The sequence below is a fragment of the Microcoleus sp. M2_D5 genome (assembly GCF_036701935.1).
In the GTDB taxonomy this organism is placed as follows: domain Bacteria; phylum Cyanobacteriota; class Cyanobacteriia; order Cyanobacteriales; family Microcoleaceae; genus Microcoleus.
In genome coordinates this window covers 1-12,515 of record NZ_JAUBRP010000121.1, presented here as the reverse complement: position 1 = coordinate 12,515, position 12,515 = coordinate 1, and the positions used below count along the sequence as shown (strand labels likewise).

The 12,515-nt window shown below is 45.7% G+C and carries 7 protein-coding genes; 5 read left to right on the top strand and 2 right to left on the bottom strand.

Translation table 11 applies throughout. The features are described 5' to 3' along the window. Nucleotides 1–1,307: 1,307 nt before the first annotated feature. Entirely contained in the window at nt 1,308–1,652 is a 345-nt protein-coding gene (locus QUA50_RS28105) for a DUF4870 domain-containing protein (protein ID WP_333268543.1), read from the bottom strand. A 98-nt stretch (nt 1,653–1,750) separates the two neighbouring features. On the opposite strand from QUA50_RS28105, the gene prfC reads away from it, so the two are divergent. From prfC to QUA50_RS28090, 3 genes are all read left to right on the top strand, one after another. Then, nucleotides 1,751–3,379 (top strand): peptide chain release factor 3, encoded by a 1,629-nt coding sequence (prfC, locus tag QUA50_RS28100; protein WP_333268542.1) that lies wholly within the window; start codon nt 1,751–1,753, stop codon nt 3,377–3,379. Nucleotides 3,380–3,734: 355 nt separating this feature from the next. Beyond that, the gene (locus QUA50_RS28095) at nt 3,735–3,968 is read left to right on the top strand and encodes a hypothetical protein (protein ID WP_333268540.1); all 234 of its coding nucleotides are present in this window, start codon (nt 3,735–3,737) and stop codon (nt 3,966–3,968) included. After that, the gene (locus QUA50_RS28090; protein ID WP_333268538.1) at nt 3,968–4,423 is read left to right on the top strand and encodes a hypothetical protein; all 456 of its coding nucleotides are present in this window, start codon (nt 3,968–3,970) and stop codon (nt 4,421–4,423) included. Before QUA50_RS28095 ends, QUA50_RS28090 begins: the two co-directional genes overlap by 1 nt. 290 nt (nt 4,424–4,713) lie before the next feature. On the opposite strand, the gene QUA50_RS28085 is transcribed toward QUA50_RS28090, so the two are convergent. Next, nucleotides 4,714–7,647 (bottom strand): hypothetical protein, encoded by a 2,934-nt coding sequence (locus QUA50_RS28085; protein WP_333268536.1) that lies wholly within the window; start codon nt 7,645–7,647, stop codon nt 4,714–4,716. 303 nt (nt 7,648–7,950) lie between these two features. Between QUA50_RS28085 and QUA50_RS28080 the strand changes: the two genes are divergently transcribed. Together QUA50_RS28080 and QUA50_RS28075 are read left to right on the top strand one after the other, a co-directional pair. Continuing rightward, entirely contained in the window at nt 7,951–10,419 is a 2,469-nt protein-coding gene (locus QUA50_RS28080) for a zinc metalloprotease HtpX (protein WP_333268535.1), read from the top strand. Nucleotides 10,420–11,515: 1,096 nt separating this feature from the next. Beyond that, nucleotides 11,516–12,082: an RNA-binding protein gene (locus tag QUA50_RS28075; RefSeq protein ID WP_333268533.1), complete on the top strand. Its 567-nt coding sequence runs from the start codon at nt 11,516–11,518 to the stop codon at nt 12,080–12,082. Nucleotides 12,083–12,515: the final 433 nt, after the last annotated feature.

Sequence of the window (12,515 nt, the reverse complement as noted above, 5' to 3'; positions counted from 1 at the left end):
AAAATCGAAAATCCTCAAGAAAGAGCATTTATCTCGCGCAAGTCAATTCTAAAATCTAAAATCTAAAATCTAAAATCTCAAATCTAAAATCGATAGTTATCCGTGGAATCAATCCCAAATCGAAAATCGAAAATCCTCAAGAAAGAGCATTTATCTCGCGCAAGTCAATTCTAAAATCTAAAATCTAAAATCTAAAATCTCAAATCTAAAATCGATAGTTATCCGTGGAATCAATCCCAAATCGAAAATCGAAAATCCTCAACAAAGAGCATTTATCTCGCGCAAGTCAATTCTAAAATCTAAAATCTAAAATCTAAAATCGATTGACGCACTCTACTAAAATTTAAGTTTTTAATCCTAAACAGGCTAACCAGGCGATCGCACATTATTGATATTTCGAGAATTAAGGTGAAGAAACAGCGCGCTCCTGGTTTAATTGCAATTGTCCTTAGAAACTCACAGGATTTTATAAATGTCAGCATTTTCCGTTTTAATTTCATAAAACGGCCCATCAGTCAAATAAAAACCTCAATCTTTACAAAAATTTTGTGATTGTAAAGATTCGATAAAGCTACGAGGGGTTATACCCCCTATGAGTTATAGTGACATATATATAGATGCACCCTGATGGCTTTCCCGTTCCACAAGAGCGGGATTTTTATTGGCAAAATATTGTATTAAGTTTTAATACACCTGCGAGAGATAGAATTGGTGGAAAATTTCAATAGAACGATCGCCCGATGCAAAAATAGCACAGAAGAAGCAAAAACGATGGTTCGGAGCGATCGAACATCCGCCCTAACTCCGCGAAATAACCCAAAGTCGGTAGCATAGTGTGGGAAACGGCATCAATGGAAGAGGAGCTTAGCGTTCACAACAGCTTTGCAACAGGGCGAAGACACCATAATTAATAGTTGATTGTGCTCTAATCTTTGAAGTTTTATGGATTAATAAAATTTCACTAATGATGTTAGGTTAATTTTCTGTAATCCCAACTAGATGATGCTTATTTTCACCAATCTTTAAGTTTTTTTACTGAATCTTGTCTCCGACAATCAACCCTCTTTGTCACTTATATCATTTCCGATCGAGCGATTAAGAGGGCGGGTTTTTGAGATTGGAGATTGTTGGCAGATATTTTTCGTGAACCCGCCCCTACGGTATTAGGGGTAATCGACCGGACATAATATTAAGCAGTGTATTTGCCAGTTGGCGGTCACGAATGTGAGTTAGAAAACAATTAAAAACCCGGTTTCTTTTTAAAGAAATCGGGTTGTTGAAATCTATGGTGAAGCGCGATTTTCTGTCTACACTATTCGGAAAATAAAAGGGTAGCGGTAAGGTTGGTTAGGAGTTTGCAAAACGTGGAGGATAGCCATTATTGTCAGTCCCCAGTGCAGCAGATAACCTAGGGGCACTAGGATAAAGCCGGCAAGACCAAAAGTGATGACTGTTAACACCCCAATCACGAGGCTGTAAAACCATACATTAAGGTGAAAATTGATCGCTTCTGTGGCGTTTTCTTTGACAACGGGGTCATCTGATACTAACAATACAGCGATCGGCGCTCCGATCGAGAACAGTAACGTGCTGAAAAAAATCGCCCCGTGGCACACCAGTGATAGTAGTTTCCGCTTGTCCGAGTCGTACATATTACTTTTCCTTGACTTTAGTGATAATTTTACCTTTAATAGCAACTGTAGCACAGGCTATAATGTCGATCGGGTGATGATTCCCCTACCTAATTGTGATGACAACAGAACTCGAAACTGAACTGCTAACTGCTGTTGAAGGCCGGCGCAACTTTGCTATTATCTCGCACCCCGACGCGGGAAAAACTACTTTGACAGAAAAGCTGCTGCTGTACGGAGGTGCAATTCACGAAGCAGGTTCTGTGAAGGCGCGGCGGGCTCAGCGACACGCTACATCTGACTGGATGGCGATGGAACAGCAGCGGGGAATTTCTATTACTTCTACTGTTTTGCAGTTTGAGTATAAAAAATATCACATTAATCTGCTCGATACTCCGGGACACCAAGATTTTAGTGAAGATACTTATCGAACTCTGGCGGCGGCTGACAATGCGGTGATGCTTGAGGATGCTGCTAAGGGTTTGGAACCGCAAACTCGGAAGTTATTTGAAGTTTGTAAGCTGCGAAGTTTGCCTATTTTTACTTTCTTTAATAAGCTCGATCGCCCTAGCAGAGATCCTTTGGATTTGTTGGATGAAATTGAGAAGGAATTGGGGTTGCAGACTTATCCGGTAAATTGGCCGATAGGTACGGGCGATCGCTTTAAAGGCGTTTTCGATCGCAGGGCGCGCAAAATTCACTTATTCGAGCGGACTAAACACGGTTCTCGCGCTGCTGTTGATACCGTCATCGAATTGGGCGATCCGCGCATTGAAGATTTGTTGGAACAAGACCTTTACTATCAGCTCAAAGAAGAGTTGGAACTGCTGGATGAGTTGGGAACTGAACTCGATTTAGACTTGGTTCGAGCTGGGAAAATGACGCCTGTTTTCTTTGGCAGCGCCATGAGCAATTTTGGGGTGGAACTGTTTTTAGATGCGTTTTTAGATTACGCAATGAAGCCGATCGCCCGCAAGAGCAGCGCCGGAGATTTGCCGCCAACTTATGAAGACTTTACCGGGTTTGTCTTTAAATTGCAAGCGAATATGGATCCGAGACACCGCGATCGGGTGGCGTTTATTCGGGTTTGTACGGGCAAGTTTGAAAAGGACATGAACGTGACTCACGCTCGCACTGGTAAAACGGTGCGTTTGTCAAGGCCTCAAAAGTTGTTTGCTCAGGATCGGGAGTCGATCGATGTTGCGTATCCGGGCGACGTGATCGGTTTGAACAATCCGGGGGTTTTTGCGATCGGCGATACTATTTACACCGGTCAAAAACTGGAATATGAAGGAATTCCCTGTTTTTCTCCCGAACTTTTTGCTTTTTTGAGAAATCCCAATCCTTCTAAGTTTAAGCAGTTCCGCAAAGGCGTTTCGGAGTTGCAGGAAGAAGGCGCAGTGCAAATTATGTACTCGGTTGATGAGGCGAAACGCGAGCCAATTTTGGCTGCTGTCGGACAGTTGCAATTTGAAGTGGTGCAGTTTAGAATGCAGTCGGAATATAATGTGGAAACGACGATCGATATGTTGCCTTACAGTGTAGCTCGTTGGGTTGACGGCGGTTGGGATGCGCTGGAAAAAGTTGGGCGGCTGTTTAATACGGTGACGGTGAAAGATATTTGGGGAAGGCCTGTTTTGCTGTTTAGAAATGAGTGGAATTGTCGGCAGGTGGAAGGGGAGCATCCTGTGTTGAAGTTAAATGCGATCGCGCCTGTGGTTTCGGGTTTGGAAAAGAGCGAGGATTGAGGGAAATGTTGATTCCGCATAGGTAATCAGAAACCGGGTTTTTTCGATAATTTTTGGTTGTGATGCACAGATGTGGCCAAAAACCCGGTTTCTTCGATCGCACGCGTGGCCCAGAAACCGGGTTTTTTCGACAATTGTTGGTTGTGATGCAAAGATGCGGCCAAAAACCCGGTTTCTTTAGTCTGAGTGCATATATCAATAGTCAAAGACTTGGAAGAAAGAGGGTATTAAAGCATGATTTGGTATTATCATAAAACAAATCAACTCTAAAGATGCGCCTTGACGCAGTGCGGCAAACACCGAGCCAAGACGACTTCTCCAATGTTGTAGAGCCAACACAGGAGCTATATCAATAATGACAAATAACGATCCAAATAGGTGGCTGCGCTACGATTCACAGAGGGATATCTCGCGACACAGCGCCACCAACCCGCAGAAATGTCGGGATATGCAAAAGAAGTATGGCTGGAAACTGCTGGAAATTGAGCAAATCGAAAATAAGTACATTTTTGAAGTTGATTGCGTGTTCAAAGGGAAAACAGAATTTCCCAACTATCTCGAAGAACTCGAAGAAAAGGAGGAAGAGTGATGCAAAAATACATTGTTTTTCAGGCTGAGTCAGGTGAAGATGAGGGCTGGAGACAGAGAAAACTCCAACACAGCCAAGCTCTAACTTTTATCATTGCAGAAAACTGGGATTCTTCTGAGGAACCGATTCCTGAACCGGGATATCGCCCTGTAGAATTTGTGCGGGTGGAGTCAGAACACGATCCAAATGAACACGCACACAATACTCATTATCGGGTGAGTGATTGGGAAGTTGTGCGGGTGCAAACATACACGCCTGATATTCCAACTCCGATGAGCGACTATGACGTAATTGTGATGTGTTACTGTCGGTATAGCCCGATCGATGCTCCTCTGAAATCGATGCCGCAACGACAGGTATCGATCGATTCTTTTGGTGGCGATGAGGTGGCTTACAAGCAATACCTAGAATCGGAAAAGGGCAAGAATTATGCGCCGTCAGGTATCAAGTCTTAGGGCTGATACGCGGGTGGCCAGAAACCGGGTTTTTTCGATAATTCTTGGTTGTGATGCGTAGATTCGGGTAAAAACCCGGTTTCTTCGATCGCCCGCGTGGCCAGAAACCTTCGATCGCCCGCGTGGCCAGAAACCGGGTTTTTTCGACAATTTTTGGTTGTGATGCAAAGATTCAGCCAAAAACCCGGTTTCTTCGATCGCCCGCGTGGCCGAGAAACCGGGTTTTTTCGACAATTGTTGGTTGTGATGCGTAGATGTGGCCAAAAACCCGGTTTCTGATTCTTATCGGGCTAACTGCTGACAGTATCGTCACCCAAATTATTGAGATATTCTTGTAACGAATCGCGTCTCTTGCGAACCCGATCGCGATTAGGAGCAATGGCTAAAGAGCGATCGAACATGGACAGCGCCTCTTGCCAATTCTTGAGTGCTTCCTGTCTCTCAGATAATTTTTCTTGCAAATCACCCAGACATCGCAGCGCCTTCCCTTTGTTGGTGAGAGCAGCGATATCATCCGGTGCAATAATTAACACACAATTCAAGGCAGCGACAGCCTCAAAGTAAGACTGTTTTGCCGCCTCAAATTCACTTAGCTGTGCTTGCAAATAACCCAGACTTTGCAGCGCAATTCCTTTATTACTGATAGGAAAAATATAATCCGGTGCAATAAGTAAAGCAGAATTATAGGCAGCGATCGCCTCAAAGTAAGACTGTTTTGCCGTCTCAAATTCACTTATCTTTGCTTGCAAATCACCCAGACTTCGCAGCGCATTCCCTTTTTTGTTGAGAGCATTGATATAATCCGGTGCAATAAGTAAAGCAGAATTACAGGCAGCGATCGCCTCAAAGTAAGACTTTTTTGCCGCCTCAAATTCACTTAGCTTTGCTTGCAAATAACCCAGACTTGTTAGCGCACTCCCTTTATTCTTGAGAGCATTGATATAATCCGGTGCAATAAGTAAAGCAGAATTACAGGCAGCGATCGCCTCAAAGTAAGACTGTTTTGCCACCTCAAATTCACTTAGATTTGCTTGCAAATAACCCAGACTTGTTAGCGCCTTCCCTTTGTTGTTGAGAGCACAAACATCATTCGGTGCAATAAGTAAAGCAGAATTACAGGCAGCGATCGCCTTAAAGTAAGACTGTTTTGCCTCCTCAAATTCACTTAGCTTTGCTTGCAATTCACCCAGACTTTGCAGCACAATCCCTTTGTTTTTGAGAGCCATGATATAATCCGGTGCAATAAGTAAAGCAGAATTACAGGCAGCGATCGCCTCAAAGTAAGACTGTTTTGCCGCCTCAAATTCACTTAGCTTTGCTTGCAATTCACCCAGACTTTGCAGCACCTTCCCTTTGTTGTTGAGAGCCATGATAAAATCCGGTGCAATAAGTAAAGCAGAATTACAGGCTGCAACTGCCTCTAAATATTCTTGTTTTGCCTCTACATATCGAGCAAACTGAGCATAGTAATCTCCCTCCGATCGCGAAACTCTACCAAGCCAATAATCACTTTTAATCCACAACTCATCTCTAACTTCCAGCAGCGCCTCGCATTCCTTATAGCGACTCTTTCTCAAAGCTTGATCGAACACCTCTTTCCATTCTTCTACACCCCGCTGCCAATCCAAGCGATTAGCATGAAAAATCGCCTCCGCCACATTCCCCACTTCTCGGTAATGCTGCTCTAAAATTTCATGAGCTTTGCGAGTTTTCGGATCGTCCCGATCGGCATCCAAACGCCGCAATAAATCGTGAATCCGATACCAGTTATCCCCCCGCTTCTGCGATTTCCACACAAAGGAAAAACCCGTCAACATCTCAAAATTTGCACTGCTTGCCTGGAAGTGGCAACCAGATCCCAATTTCACGTACAAATCCTCATCAAAAGCGCGGCCAGCACTCAGCGAATGCACGGCCGATCGCACTTCGCGATCGACATAACTGAGCAACCGATCTGTTAATTCCGCAGTCTTGTTTTCCAACTTCGGAATCCGCGCAAAATCCGACGACATCAACTCAATTCCCCGCCTTCTTTCTGCCAGCACCGCATCCGCGCACAAACCCAAATAAAACGGATGTACCTGCAAATTATCCCAAGGATCGTCGGGATTGAGGCTGGCATATTTAATCACAGCATCTGCCAAATCTGTCTTGTCAATCTTAACTTTGTGCAAGTAATCCCTCGCATCATCCGGCGACAAATGCCACACCAATTGTGCATCTATATAATCTGCGGGAATCGGAAACCTCGACGCATTCGGCCACCGCAATTGCGTCACCGGACACTCTCGCCCCGCCACAACAACTACAATCCCCAATTTGTAATCCAAGGCCCTCAACAACCGCCGAAACCACTCATCTTGATACCAAAAAGTTGCGCCTTGAGAATTCCGTTTTTCATCCCACATTTTCTCGTGAGTATCGAACAGCATCACGAGGCGATCGGGTTTATTTTTGCCAGCCATTGCCGCATTCAAATCCCCGGCAAACAATTTCGGCAAACAGTCGGTTAACTCAGTATCAATATCTAGACGGCGAATTTCCTCCGCCTTTTCATCGCTGACGCCCAAGCGATTTTGAATTAATTTCACCGCCCGCTTGATGCCGCCCAATTTATCTATCCCTTTGAGCACCGCTACAGCTTGCGCCACCACCGGAAAATCTGCAAAAGTTTCAATTATAGGTATCACCAATTCCGCCACATCATCGGGGAAAAGCTGGTTGAGAGTTGCCTGTGATTCGCCTTTGTTCAGCAAATACCAAAAGCAAGCAAAGTCATAATTGGGAAATTTAAATTTATATTTTTTAGTTTCTGCTGCCAGATTTCGGCGCAGCATCAGCAAGCCGTAAAATCTATCTTGCGGTTTATCTTCTTTAATCGGTATCAATCCGAAATCGTGTCTGACTGCGGGTATGGGAGTGTAGGTTTTAGGTTCAGCATAGCGGACAAAATTAGCAACTTCGGCGGCTTGCGATTCTGGGATGTCGTGCAATTGTTTCCAAACCTGCGGCGAAAATCTTTTGCAGCAGTGAAACTGCAAGTGTTGTAGCAGCAAAGACTTGCCGTTGCCTCCATCTCCGAAAAAATACAAAATTTGTTGGCGCGCGGGGTCTTCGTTTAAATAAAAGGCAAATCGGCGGGTAAATTCGTGTCTGTCGGTGAAGAGTTGGAGTTTGCGATCGCTGCTAATTTCGCTTTCAAAATCTTCGTCATCTATTGGCATAAATGTGCGGGTGAGGAGTGTTTTTATTATATCAATGGGGGATGGAAATTGGGTCTAGATATCAATTATGGACGAACAGGCAAGATGCCTGTTCCACAAGAAAATTTATCTTTTGTGAAAATTGCACCATTCTCAATAAGCTTTTGTGAACAGGCAAGATGCCTGTTCCACAAGAAAATTTATCTTTTGTGGAACAGGCCGGAAAGCCTGTTGCTGACAATGGTACAAGATGTGAGTTAAAACTGTAATCGATCGATCGACCAGCCAAGCTATCTTAGAAAGGACGCGATCGCCAGCACTGTCATGGTATCTCCACCCAATCCAAATCAATCGGATTCATCTGGAAAACAGTCTCTAGAGGCTGGGTTAGCCGCTTTGAAACAAAAAGATTACAAAAGTGCGATCGCCCTTTTAGAATCCGTTACCCAAACCGCGGCAGATCACCCGTCGGGAATCCGCGCACAAATGGGATTGGTGACTGCATACAAAGCAACTGGTAATGTGAAAAAGGCGATCGCCCTGTGTTCTTCCCTCGCCAAAAGTCCCAACTCTCAAGTCAAAACTTGGGCATCGCACAATTTAAAAGAATTAACCCCCCCTAGCCCCCCAAAATCACCGGCAAATAAACCTAAATCCGCAGAAACTCCCCCCGAAACAGGCTTTGTCGCCTTTGATGCCGGAACCAAATCGCCGAAAAAATCGATTGGGGGCGAGAGACAGACCGCCGATAAAAAAACAGGATTTTTACCTTTAGAGCCGGTTGTAGAGCCTGTAAACGCCAAATCGCAATATATTTCCCCGCCACCTCTACCCCCCAACCAGGAAAAATCTACAGAAACAGCACCCGATCCAGAAATTAGCGGCGAAAATAGTTCCGGTTCCCCAACAGATATCCCCGGAGTCGCCAGCTCAGATACTTACCAACTCACTTGGCGTCAAGCAGGGCGCGCCAAAAGCCCGCGCCCCCTCAAACCGCTGAAGTTGCTGGAGTTTCGGGTGCAAGCCGTTGCAAGTGCGATCGCCCTATTTTTCCTCGCCCGGTTTGTCCTGCAATTCCTGCTGACAAACACTAATTCTCTGTTAGTTCAGCTTTACATATTCAGTAGACTGCCTATTTTCGCGCCGATTCAGCTTTTTTACCGCGATCCAACTCCGTTCCTCCAGTTTATTTTCGGATTGCTTTTGGCCTCGTCTCCCTGGCTGACAGACGCGCTGCTGAAACTGTTTTGCGGCATCGAAACCCTGCGCGGATCGGTTTTATCCAAGCACAGCAAAGAAGCTAGTCGGGTACTGCGAAGTTTTTGTACCAAGCAAAATATGCCGGTGCCGGTGCTGAAACTCTTGCCGCTGAATGTTCCTGTAGCTTTCAGTTACGGCTGTTTGCCCCGTTTTGCTCGGATTGCTGTGAGTCGCGGGCTGTTGGAACAGTTGACGGATGAGGAAATTGCTACTCTTTTCGCGCGGGAGTTGGGCCATATTTCTCACTGGGATTTTGCGCCGATGTCGCTGGCGCTGCTGGTGATTCAGATTCCTTACTTGATTTATTGGCAGGTGGCGCACTGGCAAGAGCGGTTGTGTGATTTAATGACGATCGAGTTTTTGCGTTCGGCTGTCAAATTTGTGGCCGCTGCAATTTCTGCTGTTAGTTACGGGATTTATAAGTTGTTGCGCTGGCCGATGTTGTGGCTGTCGCGCCGCAGAGTGTATTTTAGCGATCGCACGGCTGCGGAAATTACGGGCAATCCTAACGGTTTGACGCGGGCACTGGCTAAAATTGCGATCGGCATTGCTGGTAATATCGAACAGCAAAAACAAACTAGCTTTTTCCTCGAAAGTTTCGATCTCTTGTTACCCGTAGGCGTCGGACAAGCTGTAACCCTTGGTTCTGCTGCATTACACGCGCCGCTGGAACAGATTTTGCTGTGGGATGTCAGCAATCGCGATCGCAACTGGTTGACGGTTAACAGCGCGCATCCTTTGCTGGGAGAGCGTTTGAAGCTGTTGGCTCTTTATGCTCAATTCTGGAAACTGGAGACAGAGTTAGATTTGGCAGACGCGGGAGTGCCAGAACAACCCAGGAAAGGAAAATTGTCTCTGTTTAAGTCAATACTCGAATTTAAAGACTCAAAACTATTTTTACAGGGTGCGCCGTTTTTTGGGATTCCGATGAGTTTGGCGATAGTGGCGGTGCTTTGGCTGATTGGGGGGATTTTTTCGAGGACGAGTATCTGGCAGTTGGATTGGCTTTGGGGCGATCGATCGATTCTTTGGGGCTGTTTGCCGATCGGATTTAGCATCGGTACTTTGATGCGGATCAATTATTTCTTCCCGGACATTATACCGCGAGAAACCGCTTCGCCGAGTTTGCCGGAAATTTTGTCAAATCCCGATAGTTTGCCGCTGGATGCTGAACCGGTGCGGCTGGAAGGGCAACTTTTGGGTCGATCGGGTATGGATAATTGGCTGGGACAAGATTTGATTTTGCAGACGGCGACGGGTTTGGTGAGGTTGCACTATGTTTCAAGGTTTGGCCCTATAGGCTCTTTGTGGCCATTTTTGTTCAAAGAGACTACTCGCCCTAGCGATTTGATCGGAACATCTGTTGTGGCGACTGGTTGGCTGCGCCGGGGTGCTACTGTGGCGATCGACCTGGAAAGTCTCCGCAGTCAAGGAGGGAGGGTTAGTGACAGCGGACATCCGATTTGGTCTGCGGTTTTGGCTTTTGCTGCTGCTTTTTGGGGCGCATACATCATTATCCAGGGCCCAAGATGAGACGATTTTGGATTTTAGATTTTGGATTTTAGATTGAAGAATGGGACATGACTTACTGCATAAGGGTTTTGAGGTTGCCTGCAATTGCATTTTTTACAGGTATGAGGAATAGTTATCAGATTGCCGCACTCGATCGCGCACAACGCGCAGCCCCAGATGAGTTTTGAGTTAAACGGGGGATGGGCGATGTTCTACGAGGGCTTCGCTAACGATGTTCTCGGTGCGCCATAAGCACCCTACAGTCTATCCGTTACATCCCGTACATTGCTCGTTGCCGAACTTCCTTCGTAAAGAAAAGTTGCTTTTTTGCCAGCAGTCTGTTACATTAGTTTACAGGAATTGGATTGAATCAAACAGCGCGATAACTTCAGTTGGCTAAAATCCCTTAAGGCATTGCGTAAAAATTGTCAACCTCCCAACACAGCAAGTACAGTCAGCCGCTTGTCGGCTGTTTTTTTTCGATCGCTCTTTTTGCTGTGCGGGATGAATTCTCAAAAGTGATTCAGATGTGGTTTGCGTTAAATTCAGACTGAAATCTTCCTAAATAACTAGCTCTGTTACCAAGGCTGTGATACCTTTAAAGAATGCTCGGACTCAGCCGGGCCTGATTTAAGGGATAGCGGGTAAGTGAGTAGTTCTCAGCATTAGGAGCGAGATTAGGATCGAGGTAAGATTACTGGCTGAAAAAATGTTAGGCATTTTATCCATCACTGTATTAAACTGAATACTGGCATTCCGATCGCTTGCAATTGACATCCTTGGACATAAATTTCTAGACGGCGCTGGCTATAAACATTCTGAATCAAAACCGGAAGCAAGTAATACAGAATAGCCAATAGCCTAAACATTTGAGTGATGACTAAAAGTTTACACAGCAACCTGAGATTTAAAAGCTCTCTGCATCGGCGGTTAAGTTCCGGCCTTATCAGAGTAAATCATCTTTTTGTTCTAAAAGGTGGGGGGAGCTGTCAAGGTTGGTGGGAGGAATGCGCCAATTCTCGGGTTATGTGGTGTTTGCCTGAAGTCAATATTCAGTTGACTTCAGGTAATTCTGTTCGAGCAAATTAATTAAAATCCAAGTCGGGAGGAATTTTTCATGTCTATTCGTCTTTATGTTGGCAATCTACCCAAGGAACTCGATCGCCAAGAATTGCAAGAAGTTTTTGCACCGGAGGGCGAATCTGTTACCACCAAGGTAATTACAGACCGCAAAACTGGAAAATGCAGAGGATTCGGTTTTGTGACGGTGCTAACCGACGAACAAGCCGACCAAGTTATTGAGAAATATAACGGCTTGATGTTCAAAGAAAACCCGCTGAAAATAGAGAAGGCACTGCCCCGCTCTAAGGGTAAATCTGAGAAGGGCGAAGACGATCAGCAGCAGTCGTCGCCGCAGTCACCGCAGTTGGTTTCCGCGTCGTCGTCAGTGCCAGCACCTGTGCCTGCGTCGCAGCAACAGCAGCGCTCGGCTTCCCCTAGCCAAGGTGGAGGCGCATCCAGCAAAAGCAATCGCCGTCGGGGTGACAACAACAAGTCTCGCCGCAATCAGTCCGCAACAACGGTGTCGAGCGCTGATTCCGGCTCGGTGCAGCCAGATCCGCGCTGGGCGAGTGCTCTGGAAGAACTCAAGCAAAGATTGGTGGAAGCTCAGACTACTAATTAGTCGAAAATGGCGGCTAATTGCTGCTGCCTCTCGACTTTGGTTGACTGAATGTATTTGGAAGTGCGATCGATCGCGGGTCAAAAAACCCTGTTGTCGATCGCACTCTTTTATGGTAAAAAACCTCTAATATCTAGCAGTGCGGTACAATAACCGCGATTTTTGTAGGGGCGGGTTCGCCAACAATACCTGCCAACAATCTCCAATCTCAAAAACCCGCCCCGACCGACATATTATGGGTAATCGAGCGCACACGATATAATATCCTGAGAATTTTTGGCAAAAAAACCCGGTTTCTCTAAAAATATAGGGTTAAGCAGCAAGATATCTAGAAAGAAACCGGGTTTTTAGCCCCTAAATAGGGCTTGCTGAATATATCGATCGCATATTACGTGGGCTGGGTTAAGAGAGCGTGCGATCGAAAGTAAAGTGCAAG

Coding starts and splice junctions, on each gene's coding strand:
- QUA50_RS28105 (WP_333268543.1), bottom strand. CDS start 1,652: ATGTACGACTCGGACAAGCGGAAACTACTATCACTGGTGTGCCACGGG.
- prfC (WP_333268542.1), top strand. CDS start 1,751: ATGACAACAGAACTCGAAACTGAACTGCTAACTGCTGTTGAAGGCCGG.
- QUA50_RS28095 (WP_333268540.1), top strand. CDS start 3,735: ATGACAAATAACGATCCAAATAGGTGGCTGCGCTACGATTCACAGAGG.
- QUA50_RS28090 (WP_333268538.1), top strand. CDS start 3,968: ATGCAAAAATACATTGTTTTTCAGGCTGAGTCAGGTGAAGATGAGGGC.
- QUA50_RS28085 (WP_333268536.1), bottom strand. CDS start 7,647: ATGCCAATAGATGACGAAGATTTTGAAAGCGAAATTAGCAGCGATCGC.
- QUA50_RS28080 (WP_333268535.1), top strand. CDS start 7,951: ATGGTATCTCCACCCAATCCAAATCAATCGGATTCATCTGGAAAACAG.
- QUA50_RS28075 (WP_333268533.1), top strand. CDS start 11,516: ATGTCTATTCGTCTTTATGTTGGCAATCTACCCAAGGAACTCGATCGC.